This window comes from Hymenobacter koreensis, assembly GCF_039541855.1.
Lineage (GTDB): Bacteria > Bacteroidota > Bacteroidia > Cytophagales > Hymenobacteraceae > Solirubrum > Solirubrum koreensis.
Genome location: NZ_BAABHA010000001.1, coordinates 481,815 through 499,260, shown reverse-complemented (window position 1 = coordinate 499,260; position 17,446 = coordinate 481,815). Strand labels below are relative to the sequence as shown.

Below are 17,446 nucleotides of genomic sequence, written 5' to 3'. Positions count from 1 at the left end.
GCCTTTTTAGTGCAGGGCGCGCCGCAACGAGGGTTCTGCTTGCGGATTCGCATCGCGCCACAGCCCTATCGTTATCAGCACCATAGCGAAAATGTACGCCAGGTTAATGATAATAGCGGTTGAATAAGCAACGAGACGCGAGAATTCCGGATCGTTTTTCAACGTGACGTACCCCATCACGGACCCCGTGTAGTACACCGATAGGCCAACGCTTACCACAAACATAAAGTCGTTCCAGGGGCTGCGCACGCGTAGTTCTCGCACCCACTGTTCAAAGTAAGCAAAGGCGTACACGAGCATCAGTACTACCTGCAACACCCGGGCGTAGCGGTTCATTTGGTTAATGCCCGACAAAAAAGTGGCATCGGCTATGGCTACCGCAGTGAACACGGCCTGCGCCAGCAAAAGCCAGCTTTTCAGGCGTTCGTTGCGTAGCGCCAGGTGGTAAGCCCAACCCAGGAGCAGGGTTTCCACCCAAACACTGATGTGAAACAGATACGCGTTGGGGAGGTGCTGTTTTCGCGTCCAGGTGTCGACAAACGCCTCTATCGTCCAGAACAGGAAATACCACACCACAGCCCGGGCAGGCCCCGACAAGTTGCGCCAGCGCCACACTCCAAGTAGGAGTGGTAAGATTACTCCGTATGAGCTAACAAGTTGAAGAACTTTGCTCAGGGAATAAACCCATTCAGGAACTAGTGCTGGCATAATCTGGCTAAAAACCTATCCCGGGCGTGTAGCGCTTGCCTAATCTGCGCACGTTTCGTTTTATTACACAACCTACGTGGCCGGCATGGTCAGCCGCTACTGTAAGGCCGCGTGTATACCAGCGGCACCCTATTGTAGCGGACTGCTGAGGTCGCTGCACGGCGGCGAAAGTTCGCCTTTGTTTCCTACTCTGCTGATCAGGTCTTTTCCTTCGGCGTCCACGCCCACCAGCACCAAGGTCATGTTGTCGTTGTCGTCGAGGGCAAAGTAAAACCGGATGCCCGTGGCACCGGTACCCGGAGCCGTAAGCTCTTGTAAAAGGGCGTTGCCAAAAAACACGCCTTTGCTTGTATTCAGCCCCGCATTGCGGTAACGTGCGGTCATTTCTACGCCTTCCTCAAGGGGAATGATACTGCCTTCGGTTCCGGTAAATGACATGTGGTGTGTGAAAAAGTAGAATGAGCTCGGACTAGTTGCGCTTCGCATTGAAGCGGCCAAATATATAAGAAGGAATATAAAATGTACTCTTTTGCCAAGAAAGTTAGTTCCACCTCCTTGACCGAGGAAATAGTCCAGTTCTGGTTTTCGGGCTATGTGGCGGCTTTGGCTAGGGCACGTGGCATTGAGTCAATTGCATCCCGCCGGTCGCGGCTGATGGCCCAGGTCATCAGTACCAATGCCACCAGAAACAGGCTGTCGATAAGCAGGCCCGCCGTACGGACTATCATGAGGTCATCCGTAAGCTTAAAGAAAATGTATCCGGTAATTGAGCCCGCGTAGTAAATGGCCAATCCGATACTAACCCGGAATACGGTATCGTCCCAGGAATGGTAATTAACGGATATGCGCTGCATGTAATGATCGAAATAGAGGATGATTACCGAAAGCATAAGCAGCGTTTGGCCCAGTCGGGCATAGGCATTCGGTTGGTTGAGACCAGCCAGCACGGTGGCATCGGCCAGGGCCAGCAGGGTGAAGGCAACACCCATGACCGGCAGCCACCGCTGTAGCCGGCCAAGGCCGAAGGCGCGGTAGTACATCCAGCCCAACAGCCAGGTTTCTACCAGCACGTCCAGGTGATGGAGGTAAATGTTGGTGTGCAACACTTTGCGGCTCCACAAATTGATGGGCGCCTCCACCGTCCAGAACGCAAAATACCACACCAGGGCCTTAGCCGGCGGGGTTAAGTATTTCCAACGCCACAAACCGATCAGCAAGGGAATGGCAATGCCAAAGCCGCCGATACGGTTTACCGCTCGGGAAGCAATGACTAGCCATTCGGGCGCAGGATCGGGCATAAACAGGACAAAGAAGACCAAACAAACGGCTGTATTTACAGCAAAACCAGTCGGTGAGTTGACGCTACTCCTAGGTGGTAGCTGCTTCGTCGTCCTCGTCATCAAGGGCATCGAAAACGCGGTCGAGGGTAGCCTCGGCGGTGCGCAGGCGCTGCTTGCAGAAGCGAATGAGGTCGGCGGCACGCTGGGCGCTGGCGGTTAGCTCGTCCACGTCCACGGTTTCGGTTTCGAGGCGGCGCAGTAGGGTTTCCAGCTCCGCAATGGCGTCGCGGTAGGTGCGGTCGGCGGGTTGTTCAGGCATGGTTCAGGAATGCGAATCGAAGCTGGCGGCCATGTTTACTACCTGCACCGGCAGCGGCCCGTCGGATAGCTGAAGCATGAGCAGGGTGCCGGGCGGCGAGTCGGAGGTTATGGGCTGCAAGGCGTCGGCACGTACGTAGCCGCGGCGGCCTAGGGTTTGGGGGTCGAAGGCGGTGTGGCGGGTAACAGCGGCAGCCAGGGCCAGGGCGTGGTGGGCAGTGGCACGCACCGTGGCCAGCTCCAGCTGGTAGCGGTGGCGCAGCAAGGCTTCGCGGCGGGACTGATGCAGGCGCCGGAAGCGCCGCAGTACCAGCCGGCCTAGGTGGCGTACGCGCTGCCGCTGCCGGTCGGTAGCAAGGCGCGCGGCACGGCGCAGGTGCTGCTGCTGGGTGCTTAACTGCCGGGCTTCGCGCTGCAACGCTTGCTGGGGCACTTCCACAGCGCGGCGCAAGCGTTGGCGCAACATGGTTTGCTCGTTGCCGAGCTGGCTTTGGCCCAGCTGCACCAATTGCCACCCTAAGCGGGCCAGCACAGCGCCGTACTGGCCGAGCTGGCCTAACGCCAATTCGTGAATTTGCGCGCCGTAGCCATCAAGTGCCGCTTCCAGCCGGGCCAGTCGCTCCACCAGAAAAATAGCCACGGCCGTGGGCGTCTTCAGGGCCGTGTGCGCGGTAAGGTCCACCACGGCTTCGTCCTTGTCGTGGCCAATACCGGTAATAACGGGCAGCGGAAATGAGCCCACGGCCGCCGAAAGGCCGTAATCGTCGAAGCACAGCAAATCGGTGCGCGAGCCGCCGCCCCGAATGATGATAACCGCGTCAAAGTTGCGTCGCTGCCGCCGCACCATATCCAGCGCGGCCAGCAAACTGGCGGGCGCATCCTGCCCCTGCATGGTAGCGGGGAACAGCGCCACTTCAAACGCGTACGGCGCTTCTTCCAGCTGGCGCACAAAGTCCTGCCAACCCGCCGCCGTAGCCGACGAAATAACGGCCAGGCGCTGCGGCGCCAGGGAAAGCGGCAGGCGCTTGTTTCGCTGCAGCAAATCCTGGGCTTCCAGCTTGGCCACGGTTTCGGCGCGCTGCCGGGCCAGCTCGCCCACGGTGTAGCTGGCGTCGATGGCAATGATATCGAGGCTGAGGCCGTACTGCTCGTGGAAGCGCACGTGGCAGCGGGCCAGCACGCGCATACCGGCCCGCAGGGTTTGGCCGGTTTGCTGCTCGAAATGCGGCAACAACACCTCAAAACGATTGCGCCAGATGGCGGCCCGCACCTGGGTGCGCATTTCGCTGCCACCGGGGCCGGGCGCGGGGTCGGTGAGGGTGAGGTAGCAATGGCCGGCGCCAAAGCGCGGCAACGTTAGCTCGGCAATTTCGGCCGTTACCCAGTAGGCGTCGTCGAAGGCCAGCGCGAGGGTGTCGCGTACGCGGCGGAGCAGCTCGGCCAGCGGCAGAGGCGCGGGCGGAAACAGCGGCGTAGAAGCGGATGCGCGACGGGTGGTTCGGGGAGCCATGCAACGCGCAAGGTACGCATTTGAGCGGGTGCCTGTGCGGCTTCCGCGGCCGGCTTATGGCAAAAAGGCCCAAGCTCGTCAGGAACCCCGTTCCTCCCCAGCCGTACACCCACACCATTGCCGCATTACCCAAATCCGCTCCTATTTCCATTTCTCACAACCTAAAACAACCTACCCATGGGATTCTTTGAAGGCAAGCTTAACTCGCTCGAAGACCTTTTTGCCGAGCAACTGAAAGATTTGTACAGCGCTGAAACCCAATTGGTGAAGGCGCTGCCCCAGATGGCCGGCGAAGCCCGTGACCCACGCCTGCGCCAGGCCTTTGAAATGCACCTGCAGGAAACCCAAAACCAGGTAGCTCGTCTGGAGCAAATTGGCCGCGGCTTGAACATTAGCCTCGATGGCCACACCTGCAAAGCCATGCAGGGTTTGGTGGCCGAAGGCAAGGAAACCATTAGCGAAGACGCTAAAGACGAGGTGAAAGACGCCGCGCTTATCGCAGCTTCGCAGCGCATCGAGCACTACGAAATTTCGGGCTACGGCACGGCGCGGCACTTTGCCGAGCGCCTGGGCCACTCCGAGGCCGCTTCGCTGCTGGCGCAAACCCTGCAGGAAGAGCAGTTCGCCGACACCAAACTGAACGATCTGGCCAAAGGCTATATCAATCAGCGCGCTATGTAAACGGGAGGCTTCCGGGCCCCGTATTTTTAAAAAAAGCCTGCAACGTGCAGGCTTTTTTTGTGTCCGTGACACCCAAAACCGAGGCAATCCTGCGGGCCGCCCAACCTTTTTCAGCCCGCAGGTGTTTGTGCCTATCGGTCCTGCCGCGCAAGGCGTTGGGTCCGATATTTTTTGCTTTTTACCCACCCGCTTCATGCCTCAGACGACCGAGCCAACGACCAACACCCCCGAGGTTTACGACGAATACGACCGAAAACCGAGTCGGGCCTGGCTGTGGTGGCTGCTGGCCGCGCTAACGGTAGCGGTGCTGGCCTTTGTTAAGATTACCTACTTCCCCTCCCAAAGCGCCGAAGGCGGCAAGGGCGGCGGAAAAGGCGCCGCCGCTGGAGGCCCGGCGGCCAAAGGCGGCCCCGGAGGAGGCCGGGGCGGCGCGGGTGGCGGCGGGGCTCCCCTACCCGTGCAGGTGTACGTGGTGAAGCCCACTCGCCTCACCGATGCCATTGCCGCCACCGGCTCGGTGCTGGCCGATGAGCAGGTAACGGTGCGAAGCGAAATTAACGGCCGCATTACCAGCCTGAACTTCAAGGAGGGCCAGCCGGTGCAAAAAGGCCAATTGCTGCTTAGCATTAATGCCGACGAAATACAGGCCCAGCTCAAGCGCCTGCAATACAACCTGAAACTGTTCCGCGACCAGGAAAAGCGCCAGCGCACCTTGCTGGAAAAGGAATACATCAGCCAGCAGGAGTACGAGCAAAGCAACAACCAGGTGCTAACCGCGCAGGCCGATTTGCAGCTGCTGCAAGCCAACCTGGCCAAGGCCTACATTCGAGCGCCGTTTAGCGGCGTGGTGGGGCTGCGCTCGGTATCGGTGGGTGGGTACGTTACGCCTAACACGCCCGTGACCACGCTCTCGCGCATTACGCCGGTTAAAATTGATTTTGCCGTGCCGGGCCGCTACGCTAACGCTGTGAAAGTGGGCGACGCTGTAACTGTACTTGACGAGGCCAACAGTAAGAAATACGAAGCCAAGGTATACGCCATTAACCCGCAGATCGACCCGGCTTCGCGCACGTTGTCGGTGCGGGCGGTGTACCCCAACGGCAGGCAGGAGCTGCGCCCCGGCGCCTTTGTGCGGGTTAACCTGAACATTGGCCAGGTGGAAGAAGCCATCCAGATTCCTACGGAGTCGGTGTCGCCGGAAGCCAGTGGCTACCGCGTGTACAAGGTGGTGGACGGCAAAGCCCAGCCACAGAACGTGAAGATTGGCATACGCTCGGAAAAACTGCTGCAGATAACCGAAGGCCTGGCCGCCGGCGACACCATTATGCGCACCGGCATTCTGCAGGTTAAACCCGGGGATAAAATCAGAATCCAACCGGCACAATAGGCTCCTCCAAGCTCCCCGGCTCTTTGCGGCCGGGGAGCTTGCCGCTTTAGCGGTGACCGGAGCGGTTTGGGCAGGCCACGTGCACCAGCCGCTTCAGCTTCACAACGTCAGCAACGCAAAAACACCCGCTTAGGCAACTAAGCATTTCGGCCATTTCGGAGGTCGGATTTTTGTTCCCGCAGTACCTATGTCTTTATCCTCCACCAGTATCAGCCGCCCGGTATTGGCCATCGTGATGAGCCTGGTCATCGTGCTCTTCGGCGTGATTGGCTACCGCTACCTCTCGGTGCGCGAATACCCCAGTGTTGACCCGCCCATCATTACGGTGTCGGCCAACTACACCGGCGCTTCCGCCGATGTAATTCAGGGCCAGGTAACCGAGCCGCTCGAAGAAGCCCTGAACGGTATCCAGGGGATTAAAAACATGACCTCCACCTCGCGCGACGGCCGCGCTACCATTACGGTGGAGTTCGACCTGGAAGCCGATCTGGAAACGGCTGCCAACGACGTACGCGACAAGGTATCGGGGGTTGGGGGCCGCCTGCCGCGCGACCTGGACCCGCCTACGGTGCAGAAGGCCAACGCCGACTCACAGCCGATTGTAATGACCTACCTCAGCTCCGACAAGCGCACTTTGCTGGAGCTGACCGACTACGCCAACAACACCCTGAAAGAGCGTCTGCAAACCATTCCTGGTGTGTCGGAAGTGCGGGTGTACGGCGAGCGGAAATACTCCATGCGCCTGTGGTTGGACCCCGTGCGCCTCACGGCGCTGCGCGTTTCGCCGAGCGAAGTGCAGCAGGCCCTGGCCCGCGAAAACGTGGAGCTGCCTTCGGGCGCCGTGCAAGGGGCTAACACCCAGCTTACGCTGCGCACCATGGGCCGCCTGTCGAGCGAGAAGGACTTCAACGACCTGATTCTGCGCCGCGACTCCACCTCCCTCATCCGCATGTCGGACGTGGGCTATGCCGAACTCTACCCCGAAAACGACCAGACGCTGTTTCGCGTGAACGGCGTGCCCATGGTGGGCCTGGCGGTTATTCCGCAGCCGGGCTCGAACCAGATTGAAATTGCCGACGAGTTCAACAAGCGCCTTGAGCAGTACCAGGCCGATCTGCCCAAAGACCTGAAACTGGCGCCGGGCTTCGACAACTCCATCTTCATCCGCAACTCGCTCGACGAGGTGAAGAACACCATTTTCGAGGCCTTTGTGCTGGTGGTGGTCATCATCTTCCTATTCCTGCGCGACTGGCGTTCCACACTCATTCCGGTGGTGGCCATTCCGGTGTCGTTGGTGGGTATCTTCTTCGTGATGTACCTGCTCAACTTCTCCATCAACGTGCTAACCATGCTGGCCATCGTGCTGGCCATTGGTCTGGTGGTCGACGACGCCATTGTGGTGCTGGAGAACATTTACTCGCGCATTGAGGCGGGCGAAGAACCCATGGAAGCGGCCCAGAAGGGCTCCGAGGAAATCTTCTTCGCCATTGTATCGACCACGGTGGTACTGGCGGCGGTGTTTCTGCCGGTGGTGTTCCTGGAGGGCATCACGGGCCGCCTGTTCCGCGAGTTCGGCATTGTGGTGGCCGGCTCGGTGCTGATTTCGGCCTTCGTGAGCTTAACGCTGACACCGATGATGTGCTCCCGCCTGCTTAAGCGCCCGGTGGGCGAGCATGGCCACAGCTGGTTTTACCGCAAAACCGAGCCCTTCTTCGTGGCCCTCACCAACGGCTACAAAAACAGCCTCGACTCCTTCCTACGCAGCCGCGTATGGGCCTGGGTAATTGTGCTGGGTACGCTGGCCGGCACGTACTATTTCTTTAAAACAATTCCCTCTGAGCTAGCTCCGGTGGAAGACCGCAGCCGCGTGAACGTAAACGCCACGGCCCCGGAAGGCGCTTCGTTCGAGTTTATGGACCGCTACGTTACCCAGCTCACCAAGCTGGTAATGGACTCCACCGGTGAAAACCGGGCCAGCGTGTTTACGGTAACCTCGCCGGGCTTTGGCGGCGGCGGCGGCACCAACACGGGCATTGCCCGCGTGCTGCTGGTGGATGCCGACAAGCGCGAAAAACCACAATCGGAAATAGCCGATGCCCTGAGCGCCGGCGTGAAAAAGCTGACGGCCGCCCGTACCTCCATTTCGCAGGACCAAAGCATTGGCGGCGGCGGCGGCGGCGGCTTGCCGGTGCAGTTCGTAGTGCAAACCCAGGACTTTGAGAAGCTGCGCACGGCGGTGCCCAAGTTTCTGGCCGCGGCCCAGGCCGACCCTACGTTCCAGTTCGTGGACGTGAACCTGAAGTTCAACAAGCCCGAGCTGCGCATCAACATCGACCGCGAGAAGGCCCAGAGCCTGGGCGTGTCGGTGCAGGACATTTCGCAAACCTTGCAGGCGGGCCTCAGCGGGCAGCGCTATGGCTACTTCATTCGCGAAGGCAAGCAGTACCAGATCATCGGGCAGGTGCGGCGCGAAAACCGCGACCAGCCGCTGGACGTGCGCCTGCTGTCGGTGAAAAACAACCGCGGCGAGCAGGTGCAGCTCGACAACGTAATTACCCTGAGCGAAAGCAGCACGCCGCCGCAGCTGTTCCGCTTTAACCGTTACAACTCGGCTACGTTCTCGGCGTCGTTGGCCAAAGGCAAAACCCTCGGTGAGGGCATTGCCGCCATGCAGCGGCTGGCCGAGCAAAACCTGGACGAAACCTTCTCCACCGAATTATCGGGCGCTTCCCGCGACTTCCAGGACAGCTCTTCGTCGCTGATTTTCGCCTTTGGCCTCGCCCTGCTGCTCATCTACCTCACGCTGGCCGCCCAGTTCGAGAGCTTTAAGGACCCGGCCATTATCATGGTAACGGTGCCGCTGGCCCTGGCCGGCGCCTTGCTCAGCCTGTGGTACTTCAACCAGTCGCTGAACATCTTCTCTCAAATCGGGGTGATTATGCTCATCGGTCTGGTAACGAAAAACGGTATCCTCATCGTGGAATTTGCGAACCAGCGCGTGGAGCAGGGCGTGGAATACCGCCAGGCCCTGCTAGAGGCCGCCGCCACTCGTTTTCGTCCCATTCTCATGACGTCCTTGTGCGCCATTCTGGGTATTCTGCCCATTGCCCTGGCCACCGGTGCAGGTGCCCTCAGCCGCCGGGCCATGGGCATCGGGGTAGTGGGCGGCCTGATTTTCTCCACGGCCCTCACGCTGTACATTGTGCCGGTGATGTACTCGTACTTCGCGTCGGCCAAAAAGCGCAAGCACGTGCAGCCTGAAGCCGAAGCCCCCGTGCCCGACAAGCCGGTGCAAGAACCGGCGTTAGCGTAAACGTTACCCCCCCCGTTCCGCCCTGCAAAGGCGGGGCGGGGGTGAATATCGACCATAAACAAGGCAAGAACGGACGGTGCGCACCCTGGCGCGAGCCTCTGCGAACCTCTGCGAGAACCGGCATTCGGTTCGTCAGAAATGCCCTCATCAACCCTCGCTCTGAAAATCATTCCAGTGCTTCGCTCCTTCTCTTTTATCGTGCTGCTGCTGGCCCCGCTCCTGGCCTTGGCGCAGCAACGGCCCGTTAAACCCAACCCCGGCGACCAGCTCGCCAAACCTGCTACAGTAGCGCCGGCCCCGGCCCTGTCGCTGGAAGAGGCCATTCGGTTGGGACTGGAGAACAACTACGGCATTCGTATTGCCCAGCGCGATGAGCGCATTGCCACCAACAACGTAACCCGCGGCAACGCCGGGCAACTGCCCACGGTGAACGGCAACTTCACCCGCAACTACACCATTAACAACGTGCGGCAGGAGTCCTCGGCCCGCCCCGACCCGAGTATTGCCACCGGCGCCCGCTCCAACCAGCTGAACACGAACGTGGCCCTGACCTGGACTGTATTCGACGGCCTGGGCATGTTCATTGCCTACGACCGACTGCGGACCCTTGAGCTGCAGCAGCAACAGATTACGCGCAACACCGTGGAGCAAACGGTGGCCAACATCACCGATGCCTATTTCGCCGTGGTGCGCGAGTCGGGCCGCATCCGGGCGTTCGAGGAGGCCCTGAAGATCGGGCAGGCCCGCATCGACCTCACGCAGGCCCGCGTGAATGTGGGCGTGGCGGCCAAGGTGGAGCTGCTCACGGCCCAGGTAGACTTTAACGCCGACCGCGCCGCGCTCATTCAGCAGCAGGAAGCCCTGGCCACGGCCAAGGTAAACCTGAACAACCTGCTGGCCCGCAAACCGGAAACCGACCTGGCCCCCGCCGACTCCATTGTGGTAAACCGCGACCTGCGCAAAGACGCCGTGGTAACCGGCATTGTGCAGCGCAACCCGCAGCTGCAGGTAGCCCGCCTGGGTGTGGACGTGGCCAACTACGACCGCCGTCTGGTAACGGCCAGCCGCTTTCCGCAGGTGGGCCTCACCAGCGGCTACGGCCTGAACCGCAACGTAAACGGCGCCGCCTTCTTCGGCAGCGCACTGGTTACCAACACCGGCCGCACGCAGGGCTTTAACTACGGCGTGGTGGCTACCGTGCCCATTTTTGATGGTTTTAACCGCCGCCGCCTCGAGCAGAACGCCCGCATCAACATCGAGCAGAGCCAGCTCCAGCTCGAGCAAACCCAGCTCGACCTTAACTCCCAGGCCGAGCAAGCCTATTTGCAGTACCAGAACCGCCTGCAAACCCTTGATCTGGAAGAAGCCAACATTCAGCTGGCCCGCCAGAACGTGGCCATTACCCTGGAGCGCTACCGCCTAGGCCTGCTCACGCCGCTGGCCCTGCGAGAAGCCCAACGCAACCAGATTGACGCCGAAAACCGCCTGCTCGATGCACGCTTTAACGCCAAGCAGGCCGAAACCACGCTGCGCCAGCTCAGCGGCGAGCTGGTGCAACAAGCCCCGCAAGCGAAGTAAGGCCGGCGCGGCTGTACGGTCCCTAACACGTTAGCCCAACCCCACCCTACCGCTCCCGGTAGCGCAACCCACCGCGCTGCCGGGAGCGTTCGTGTTTGGGTGGCCGGGTGCCGGCCGGGTGCCGAGGTGAGGGCCTTAAATTCGGTTTAGCCGCTCAACTACCGGCTGGCTATTCCCACGGGCTACCCGGCTGCAGCAGCCGGGTAGCCCGTGGCGCCGCCGCCCAACTCGCCATAGAAAAACAACAATATTCTGGTACTGAAGTATTCGATGAGTTTATTTTGCCTACGGGTTCCGCGTGGAGCCCCCCCCCTATAAGCGCCCCATTTACGCTACCCTATGAAAACATTCTACCCGCTTTTGCTGGTCGGTTCGCTGCTGGTTGCCAGCTCGGTTACGCACGCCCAGACCGGCTCGGTAGGTATCGGCACCAGTACCCCCGATGCGAAGGCCGCCCTCGACATCCAGGCCACCGACAAGGGCCTGCTTATCCCGCGCCTCACCGAGGCCCAGCGCACGGCCATGGGCGCGGGCCTGCCCGCCGGCCTGATGGTGTTCCAGACCGACGGCCCCGAGCCCGGCTTCTGGTACTACTTCGGCGGCCAGTGGAACCGCATTCCCACGGCTGGCTCGGGCGACAACCTGGGCAACCATACCGCCACCCGGAACCTGAGCCTGAACGGCAATTGGCTCAGCAACGACGGCCAGAGCACCGGCCTGCGCCTCGATAACACCGGCAACGTGGGCCTGGGCGTGCCCGCCCCCAATGCCCGCCTCGACCTGGGCCAGGGCGCGCTGATGCTGGCGCCGGCCATCGGCAACAACGCCGCCCGGCCGGCCGTGGGCACGGCCCGCATTGCCGGCGAAATCGGCGCCTACGGGCTGGCCGGCGGCAGCACGCCCGCCGCCACCGCCGACGACGGCTACCTGCGCCTCTCGGCCGGCGGCGGCACCAACGCCGCCACCAAGAGCTTTATCGATTTGGCCGGCTTCAGTCAACAGGCCGACGTGAACCAAACCCTGCGCCTGGGCACCGCCGGCGCGGAGCGCCTGCGCGTGCTGGCCGACGGCCGGGTGGCCATTGGGCGCACCAGCGCCCAGCAGCAGCTGCACGTGGCCGGCAACATCGCCGCCGACGGCACCCTGGGCGTTATCCTGGCCGCGGCCGACCGCCCGCTCATCACCCGGTCCTGGGACGCCTTCACCTCCGGCAACTACCAGGGCATTGGGCGCTGGGGCGTTTTCATGGAATCCAACGCGCTAACCTTTGGGGTGCCTGCCGTAGCCAGCAAGCGGTTCCAGTGGGTGAGCTACAACGCCAACTCCACGGTGGCCAGTACCCTCATGACGCTTACCCAGGAAGGACAGCTGCAGGTCAGCAACGGGGTGAGCGTGCCGGCCGCGGAGAGTTACGCGTACGCCACGGCCAAGACGCAGTATTACATGGTCGCGCCGTTCGATTTCATGGCGGCCAACCCGGCGACTCATCAGCCCGTGTCGTTCAACACCACCTCCGGCCAATCGGCCGAAATTTACCTGAGCGGCTCGGGCAACGGCCGGGTACTGGCCCCGGTGCACCTGCCCCAGGGCGCTACCGTGACCAACCTGGAGCTGCAGGGGTACAAAAACGACGGCGGCAGCACTCCCATCATAGCCCGCCTGGTGCGGATTCGGGGCGTCAACGGCACCACCAACTACGCGGGTTCCAACACGCCCTACGCCAGCATTACCGCCAATCAGAACGGCTTCCAGACGGTGAGCACCGCCGTTAACATGGCCATCGACAACAGCCAGTTTAGCTACTTCGTGGAGGCCGAGATGAACAGCAGTCAGAACGTAACGCTCACCAACGTGCGCCTGACGTACACCGTGACGCAGGTGGAGTAACCCGCCCCCCGCACATCTGCCGGGCTCCTTGCTCCGCGGGCGTCGCCTTTCCCCCCGCTGCCGGCGGTGCCCGGCAGCAAGCTCGAGCATGTAAAGGCCGTCCTGTCGAGCGTCAAGACCGTCCTGCTAATAGCCCGTCCTGTCGAGCACCGAAACCGCCCTGCTAAAAGAACGTCATGTCGAGCGCAGCCGAGACATCTCGCGTGCTGACGCCCGATAGCAAAACCAACGCCCCAGTAAAAAGCCGCTGAACCGGCGCCCTCCTGCGGCTGCCCGGCGGCGCGCAGCCGCACCGCCCCAAGCGTTCCGGACAAGCAATTTGTCGGGGCGAGGAGCTACCTTTCTCCTGTTTCCTCCCGCGTCCCCTACTTGTTTCGCCCATGCCCGTTTTGCGCACCCGCCACGTACTTTTTGGATTGGCCGCGGCCCTGCTGCTGGGCGGAGCGGTAGCCGCCGCCCTCTCCGGCTCTCTGCCTGGCTACAACCTCAACGCACCCGGCAGCGGCGCCCTTGGCATGGTGGTGGGCGTGCTGCTGCTGGGCCTGGGGCTGCCTTTAAGTGTGGGCTGGGCCACTTTGCAGGCGCTCCGCTACTGGCAGCCGCGCTACCTGGCCCACGGCGGGCCGGTGCTGGCGCTGGCCTGCGTAGTCAGCTGGTTTGGGGCGGGCTGGCTGCTGCGCCTGCTCTCCACTATCGACCCCACCGGCCTGGCCAGTATGGTGCTGGCGCCCGCGGCCGGCGCGTGGCTGGGCTGGCGCCTCACCCGCCGCCCCCGCCCCGCCACACCGCCTAACTCGTGATACCCTCAGCAAAAAGCCTCCCCTTGCGTAAGGGGAGGCTTTTTACTGAGGTCAAGCCCTCGGGATACAGTCTTCACCGATGAAGGCCCTATCCCGAGGGCTTGGGAAGCATCCTTCACCGGTGAAGACCACATCCGAAGGGCTTGGGAAACCTTCTTCACCGGTGAAGACGCTATGCCGAGGCCTTGGGAGGCGTTCTTCACCGGTGAAGGCCATGTGCTGAGGTCTTGGCAGGCGCTCTTCACCGGTGAAGGCCATGTGCCGAGGCCTTTGGCTGACTACCCGGCGGCTGGCACGGCGGACGCAGCCGCCTTCCTGGCGCGCTGCTGGGCCGGGCTGCGGTTGGGCAGCCGGTCGTAAGCGAAGTAGGCGCGGGCCAGGCCGGGCTCCTGGCGGTGTACGTAGAGGGCGGCGCAGTACACGGCCCACAGGGCGTCGGCCAGGGCCTGGGCGTCGGGGCCGAGGGCCGAGAAGGTGTCCTTCACGGCCTTGGCGCCCTGGTTTTTGCTGGCCGTGGCGGCGGTGTAGGCCGTGAGCAGGGCACGGGCCTGCTGGCCGGCGGCTTGCAGGGTGGCCTCGGGGTGGGTTTCCAGCCGCTCTACGTAGGCCGTGAAGCGGGTGAGGCGCTGGGCCTTGGGGGCCTGGGTGAGGCCGCTGAGCTTCTCGGGGTAAAACAGGGCCTGCTCGGCGGGCTGGTCGTAAAAGCGGGGTTGCAGCAGCTTCTTGTCGGTGGCCTGCACCAGTTTTTTGAGGGCGTCGAAGGCCTGGTCCTCGGTTTGGGTGCCGCTCTGGCGCTGGCCGCTGCCGGTGGCGCGCTCGGTGAGGCCGCCGCGGAAGGCGTCGAGGGCGGCTTGCAGGGCGGGGCGCTCGTCGCGCAGCAGCTTGGCCACGGCCGTGGGGCGCAGGGCCTCCAGGGTGTAGTCGGCAAAGCTGGCAAAGGCGTCGCGCGAGGCTTGCAGGCGCCGGAAATGGTTGTCGTACCGTTCTTCGTACATAACGGGTAAGCGGGGTAAGAATGGAGGATGAGAACAGGCGGCCGGGGCGGGCACTAGCGGTGTGTAAGGGGGCCCGGGCCAAGCGGATAGCGCAGTGTAAACGGCTCAAATATTAGCAAAAAACAATACACTCGCAACCCCGGTTCGCCATAGGAGCGCAACTCTTTTGGCCTGAATTTTACCCGCTTAGCCGCACCCTTTTCACCACACCTTATGATTCACCGCTATCTGCTCCGGCCCCTGTAGGGGCTGTTTGCCGGCCTGTGCCTGCTGGCCTACTCCGCCACGGCCCAGGTACTGCCCGCCACCTTCGACGCGGGCGAAACCCATTCCCTGAGCATCCACCCAAACGGCACCCTCTGGGCCTGGGGCTTCAACGGTAGCGGCACCCTGGGCACCGGCACCCAATCGGTGGCCGTGCCCGCCCAGGTAGGCACAGCCACCAATTGGGCGCAGGTAAGCACGGGCAGCTCCCACACCCTGGCCGTGCGCGCCGACGGCACGCTCTGGGCCTGGGGCAGCAACTCCATCGGCCAGCTCGGCGACGGCACCACCACAGACGCGAACCGCTTCGACCGCGTGAGCCCGCTTCTCTCCGCCCTGCCGCTGCCGGTGGCGCTGGTTTCGTTCACGGCCGGGCGAGATGGGCAGCAGGTGCGCCTGCGCTGACAAACGGCCCAGGAGCGCAACAACGCCGGCTTCGCCGTGGAGCAGAGCCCCGACGGACGGCGCTGGCAGCAGGTGGGTTTCGTACCCTGCCAGGGCACCAGCAGCTCCCCGCATACCTACGCCTTTGCCCTACCCGGGGCCGGCGCCGCCTACTACCGCCTCGTGCAGCAGGACACCGACGGGGTAGAAACCCGCTCGGCGGCGCGTTTCGTGGCCGGCAGCGCGGCCGCCGCCCTGCAGCTCTACCCCAACCCGGCCCGCGCCACGGCGGAATTGCCGGGCACCCTGGCCACGGCCGAGGTGCAGCTGCTGAGCCTGCAGGGCAGTGTAATGCGCCGCTACCCGGCCGGCACCACCCAACTCGACCTGCGTGGGCTGGCCGCCGACCCGTACTTGGTGCGGGTCGGTGCTCAAGTCGCACGCCTCGTAGTGGAGTAGCCGAAGCACTGACTTGCGGCCCGGTACGCGGCGGCCGCCGGGCCACAGTCGTGCCGGTTGAGGTGAACAGGTGGCAGGTGCTAGTAGTGTGTAATAACGCGGGAGTAAGCGGGCGTAAGATGCGGCATACGGCCGGGTTTTACAGAAGCGACGCATATTGCACGGCCTGAATATTTGCCGGAACTTTACGGGGATTGTTCCTCGCTTTACTCTGTGCTATGAACCACTTTTTACGCCTGCTGGCCCCAGCCGTGCTCATACTTAGCGCCGGTGGTTTTCGCGCCGCCGCCCAGTCGGTGGGTATTGGCACCACCACCCCCAATGCCTCGGCCGCCCTGGACGTTTCCTCTACCGACAAGGGCCTGCTGCCCCCGCGCTTGAGCCAGGCCCAGCGCGACGCGCTGGCGGCGCCGGCGCCGGGTCTGCTCGTGTTCAACACCAGCACCGGGCGCTACAACCTGTTTGCTGGCGCAGCCGACGGGGGCTGGGTAGAGCTGCTGGCCGGCAACTCCGCGGGCTACGACACCCCCAGCACCACCCATCCGGCCCGCACCTTCGCCTACACTGGCGGCGAGCAAACCTATACCGTGCCGGCCGGCGTAAGCCTGCTGCGGGTAGACGCCAGCGGCGGGGCCGGCGGCGGGCAAGCCGTGGCCGGCTCGGTAGGCGTAGCCGGGGGGCGGGTGCAAGCGGTGGTGCGGGTGCGTCCCGGCGAGGTGCTCACCGTGCGAGTCGGCGGCGCGGGCGCCCGGGCCAACCTAGGCACCATAGACGGGGGCTATAACGGCGGAGCCAGCGGAGCGAAGGTGGGCGGCGGCGGTGGGGCCACCGACTTGCGCCGGGCCGCCTCCACCGGCCGTACCGACGACCTGCTCCCCAGTCGCAACGCCTTGCTGGTGGCAGCTGGCAGCGGCGGTAGCAGCGGCCAGGTTGGCGGGGCCGGCGGACAGGCCGGCGGCGGCAATGGCGGCGCGGGCGGGAGCCTGTCGAATGGGTTGTTGGGCGGCGGCGGGGCCACCCAAAGCGCCGGGGGCAGCGGCGGCGGCGTCGGCTTGCCCGGTACGCTGGGCCAGGGTGGCGCCCCCCATGTCTCCAGTGTCGGGGCCGGCACCCCCTTCAACGGCGGCGGCGGCGGCGGCGGCTACTACGGCGGCGGCGGGGGCGGCGTTAGTTGTTTGGATGTGTGTGGCTCCGGCAGCGGCGGCGGCGGCGGGGGCTCGTCGTGGGTTAGCCCGGCCGCGCTGCTAGGAAGCGTTACCTACTCGGCGGCTCCCATCGCCGGCCCCGGCAGCCTCACCCTCACGCCCCTGAACAGCCTCCCGGCCCCGGCGCTCGACGCGGCCAACTTCACCAACCTACCCGCCAGCGACAACCTGGGCGACCATACGGCCCGCGAAAACCTGCGCCTGAACAACCAATGGCTCAGCAACGACGGCGAGAGCGAGGGCCTGCGTCTCGACAACAGCGGCAACCTGGGCCTGGGCACGGCCGCTCCGGCCGCCACCCTGCACGTGGCCGGCGGCAGCAGCACCGTGCGCCTGGAGGGCCTCGGCGGCACGGGCACGCGCCTGGTAACGGCTGACGCCAACGGCAACCTAAGCACCAGAGCCCAGCAAAGCGGGCTGGTCAGCGTGGGCACCAGCGGCAACGCCTACGAAGCGCGCACCGTCACCTTCCCCACGCCCTTCAGCAGCCCGCCGAGCGTGGTGCTGTGCACCCCGCGCCTGGACGCCAACGGGGCCGTGCCCAACGCCAACCTGGGCATGACGGCGGTGGTGCGCAACGTCACCAGCACGGGCTTTACGGTAGTTGTGTCGCGCTCCGACGCCAACGTGGGCTGGGGCACAGCCGTGAGTGTGAGCTGGCTGGCCCTGCCCTAGGC

The 17,446-nt window shown here is 63.5% G+C and carries 15 protein-coding genes; 9 read left to right on the top strand and 6 right to left on the bottom strand.

Features of this window, described 5'->3' with window-relative positions:
• Positions 1 to 6: 6 nt before the first annotated feature.
• From ABD903_RS02220 to xseA, 5 genes are all read right to left on the bottom strand, one after another.
• The gene (locus tag ABD903_RS02220; protein WP_345220970.1) at positions 7 to 615 is read right to left on the bottom strand and encodes a hypothetical protein; all 609 of its coding nucleotides are present in this window, start codon (positions 613 to 615) and stop codon (positions 7 to 9) included.
• 222 nt (positions 616 to 837) lie between these two features.
• Positions 838 to 1,146, bottom strand: a complete 309-nt coding sequence (locus ABD903_RS02215) for a hypothetical protein (protein ID WP_345220968.1) — start codon at positions 1,144 to 1,146, stop codon at positions 838 to 840.
• Between the two features lie 152 nt (positions 1,147 to 1,298).
• A complete protein-coding gene (locus ABD903_RS02210; RefSeq protein ID WP_345220966.1) occupies positions 1,299 to 2,006 on the bottom strand; it encodes a hypothetical protein in 708 nt (235 codons plus the stop codon).
• A gap of 70 nt (positions 2,007 to 2,076) precedes the next feature.
• The gene (gene xseB, locus ABD903_RS02205) at positions 2,077 to 2,307 is read right to left on the bottom strand and encodes an exodeoxyribonuclease VII small subunit (RefSeq protein ID WP_345220964.1); all 231 of its coding nucleotides are present in this window, start codon (positions 2,305 to 2,307) and stop codon (positions 2,077 to 2,079) included.
• A gap of 3 nt (positions 2,308 to 2,310) precedes the next feature.
• Entirely contained in the window at positions 2,311 to 3,816 is a 1,506-nt protein-coding gene (xseA, locus tag ABD903_RS02200; RefSeq protein WP_345220962.1) for an exodeoxyribonuclease VII large subunit, read from the bottom strand.
• 177 nt (positions 3,817 to 3,993) lie between these two features.
• Between xseA and ABD903_RS02195 the strand changes: the two genes are divergently transcribed.
• The 6 genes from ABD903_RS02195 to ABD903_RS02170 all read left to right on the top strand — a co-directional run bounded on the left by ABD903_RS02195 (position 3,994) and on the right by ABD903_RS02170 (position 13,462).
• Positions 3,994 to 4,497, top strand: coding sequence for a YciE/YciF ferroxidase family protein (locus ABD903_RS02195; RefSeq protein WP_345220961.1), 504 nt, complete (start codon positions 3,994 to 3,996; stop codon positions 4,495 to 4,497).
• A 193-nt stretch (positions 4,498 to 4,690) separates the two neighbouring features.
• Positions 4,691 to 5,884 carry an efflux RND transporter periplasmic adaptor subunit gene (locus tag ABD903_RS02190; protein WP_345220959.1) on the top strand — a complete coding sequence of 398 codons (1,194 nt, stop codon included), beginning with the start codon at positions 4,691 to 4,693 and terminating at the stop codon, positions 5,882 to 5,884.
• 187 nt (positions 5,885 to 6,071) lie between these two features.
• Positions 6,072 to 9,197 carry an efflux RND transporter permease subunit gene (locus ABD903_RS02185; protein WP_345220957.1) on the top strand — a complete coding sequence of 1,042 codons (3,126 nt, stop codon included), beginning with the start codon at positions 6,072 to 6,074 and terminating at the stop codon, positions 9,195 to 9,197.
• Between the two features lie 138 nt (positions 9,198 to 9,335).
• Positions 9,336 to 10,775 carry a TolC family protein gene (locus ABD903_RS02180; RefSeq protein WP_345220955.1) on the top strand — a complete coding sequence of 480 codons (1,440 nt, stop codon included), beginning with the start codon at positions 9,336 to 9,338 and terminating at the stop codon, positions 10,773 to 10,775.
• Between the two features lie 339 nt (positions 10,776 to 11,114).
• The gene (locus tag ABD903_RS02175; RefSeq protein ID WP_345220954.1) at positions 11,115 to 12,662 is read left to right on the top strand and encodes a hypothetical protein; all 1,548 of its coding nucleotides are present in this window, start codon (positions 11,115 to 11,117) and stop codon (positions 12,660 to 12,662) included.
• Between the two features lie 380 nt (positions 12,663 to 13,042).
• Positions 13,043 to 13,462: a hypothetical protein gene (locus ABD903_RS02170; RefSeq protein ID WP_345220952.1), complete on the top strand. Its 420-nt coding sequence runs from the start codon at positions 13,043 to 13,045 to the stop codon at positions 13,460 to 13,462.
• 278 nt (positions 13,463 to 13,740) lie between these two features.
• Here ABD903_RS02170 and ABD903_RS02165 read toward each other — a convergent pair whose 3' ends face one another.
• Complete coding sequence (locus ABD903_RS02165; RefSeq protein WP_345220950.1) at positions 13,741 to 14,457, bottom strand: hypothetical protein; 717 nt, start codon at positions 14,455 to 14,457, stop codon at positions 13,741 to 13,743.
• Positions 14,458 to 14,706: 249 nt separating this feature from the next.
• Here ABD903_RS02165 and ABD903_RS02160 point away from each other — a divergent pair, with 249 nt between their 5' ends.
• From ABD903_RS02160 to ABD903_RS02150, 3 genes are all read left to right on the top strand, one after another.
• Positions 14,707 to 15,126: an RCC1 domain-containing protein gene (locus ABD903_RS02160; protein ID WP_345221222.1), complete on the top strand. Its 420-nt coding sequence runs from the start codon at positions 14,707 to 14,709 to the stop codon at positions 15,124 to 15,126.
• A 36-nt stretch (positions 15,127 to 15,162) separates the two neighbouring features.
• Positions 15,163 to 15,564: a hypothetical protein gene (locus ABD903_RS02155; protein WP_345220948.1), complete on the top strand. Its 402-nt coding sequence runs from the start codon at positions 15,163 to 15,165 to the stop codon at positions 15,562 to 15,564.
• A gap of 218 nt (positions 15,565 to 15,782) precedes the next feature.
• Positions 15,783 to 17,444, top strand: coding sequence for an H-type lectin domain-containing protein (locus tag ABD903_RS02150; RefSeq protein WP_345220946.1), 1,662 nt, complete (start codon positions 15,783 to 15,785; stop codon positions 17,442 to 17,444).
• Positions 17,445 to 17,446 lie beyond the last annotated feature (2 nt).

Bases quoted from the DNA above. Each gene is read 5' to 3' on its own strand.
- ABD903_RS02165 (WP_345220950.1), bottom strand. From the start codon at position 14,457: ATGTACGAAGAACGGTACGACAACCATTTCCGGCGCCTGCAAGCCTCG.
- ABD903_RS02150 (WP_345220946.1), top strand. From the start codon at position 15,783: ATGAACCACTTTTTACGCCTGCTGGCCCCAGCCGTGCTCATACTTAGC.
- xseB (WP_345220964.1), bottom strand. From the start codon at position 2,307: ATGCCTGAACAACCCGCCGACCGCACCTACCGCGACGCCATTGCGGAG.
- ABD903_RS02215 (WP_345220968.1), bottom strand. From the start codon at position 1,146: ATGTCATTTACCGGAACCGAAGGCAGTATCATTCCCCTTGAGGAAGGC.
- xseA (WP_345220962.1), bottom strand. From the start codon at position 3,816: ATGGCTCCCCGAACCACCCGTCGCGCATCCGCTTCTACGCCGCTGTTT.
- ABD903_RS02210 (WP_345220966.1), bottom strand. From the start codon at position 2,006: ATGCCCGATCCTGCGCCCGAATGGCTAGTCATTGCTTCCCGAGCGGTA.
- ABD903_RS02170 (WP_345220952.1), top strand. From the start codon at position 13,043: ATGCCCGTTTTGCGCACCCGCCACGTACTTTTTGGATTGGCCGCGGCC.
- ABD903_RS02195 (WP_345220961.1), top strand. From the start codon at position 3,994: ATGGGATTCTTTGAAGGCAAGCTTAACTCGCTCGAAGACCTTTTTGCC.
- ABD903_RS02175 (WP_345220954.1), top strand. From the start codon at position 11,115: ATGAAAACATTCTACCCGCTTTTGCTGGTCGGTTCGCTGCTGGTTGCC.
- ABD903_RS02190 (WP_345220959.1), top strand. From the start codon at position 4,691: ATGCCTCAGACGACCGAGCCAACGACCAACACCCCCGAGGTTTACGAC.
- ABD903_RS02185 (WP_345220957.1), top strand. From the start codon at position 6,072: ATGTCTTTATCCTCCACCAGTATCAGCCGCCCGGTATTGGCCATCGTG.
- ABD903_RS02180 (WP_345220955.1), top strand. From the start codon at position 9,336: ATGCCCTCATCAACCCTCGCTCTGAAAATCATTCCAGTGCTTCGCTCC.